This window comes from Photorhabdus sp. RM322S (assembly GCF_042879395.1).
GTDB classification, from domain to species: Bacteria; Pseudomonadota; Gammaproteobacteria; order Enterobacterales; family Enterobacteriaceae; genus Photorhabdus; species Photorhabdus khanii.
This window is the reverse complement of the sequence record NZ_JBHFKW010000130.1, coordinates 1-1074: the sequence shown is the minus strand read 5'-3', so window position 1 is coordinate 1074 and position 1074 is coordinate 1. Positions and strand designations below refer to the sequence as shown.

At 39.1% G+C, this 1074-nt stretch carries 1 pseudogene; it reads right to left on the bottom strand.

From position 1 onward, the window contains the following. Positions 1–1025 (bottom strand): annotated as a pseudogene (locus tag ACGF63_RS22890) (hemagglutinin); the annotation flags it as partial. Positions 1026–1074: the final 49 nt, after the last annotated feature.

The window sequence follows — 1074 nt, the reverse complement described above, 5'->3', positions numbered from 1 at the left end:
GTATCCCATTTGTCCGGAGGCATAGGACCCGTTTGTCGAGGGGAGAGCCGTACCGTGTTTTCTATCTCAATATCATTATTCGCTGTCAGAGAAATATCCGTACTCGGGGTTAACCAGGTATTTTGTAAAAGGAGATTTTTACCTGCCTGGATTGTTAAACTGCCATTAGCACTTAATGTACTTATTCTGCGGGTATTATCGGCATTAAAATAACCGGGTTTGTCACTGCTCTGAAACCGAATATCGCCATGACGGCTAATAAGGGTGATATCTTTCCCTTTTACTTCACTTTGCAACGCATTAATATTTTTGATGGCTGTCATCGATAAACTATTTGATGACAGCAGTGCGGCATCATGAAGATTAATCTCTTTTTCAGCGATAATGTTTAATTCATTAATTGCCTTTATTTTATCCGTGATATTGATTTGCCCGGCATGGAGAATAATCTTCTCAGCGGATACTGTTTCCGGTCGTTCTTTGACATTAACTTCTGAGACAGTTTTAATGTCTTCAGGAAGAGTGGTATTAATGTTGATATTGTCTTTGAAATCAGCAACCAGGCTCCCTTTCGCGATGATGCTTGCGGGTTCAATGACATCGTCTTCGTCATTCCAGGTCTGAGTTTCGCCTGATTTTTTGTAAGGATAGACCGTCGGGACGGGTTCAAGTTTAAGATCATAAATAATAAAATGATTGAGTGAACTTTTTCTTTGGCTTTCATTAATCAATTTATTTCCGGTCAGAAAAATATCTTTTCCAGCTTCAATTTTACTTATCTGATTGGATAAATTATCACTGTTAATGTAAGTATTTCTTCCCGAGAGGATAAGACCGGGCAGAGAATTTTCTAATACCCTGCTTTTCATTCGGGTATTATTTAAATACGCTTTTTCTGTTCCGTTATCCTCAAAACCAAGACGACTAAAATAAACAGGCCCAAACCATTTATCAGGAAGGGGGGTCAGCTCTGCGGTGATCGTATAGGGCTCGCCAAAGATACTGACATCACTGAGAACAGTCATATCTCTGTCTGTAAAATCGGGGGTTATCTGTTTATTGTTAATAACAAAG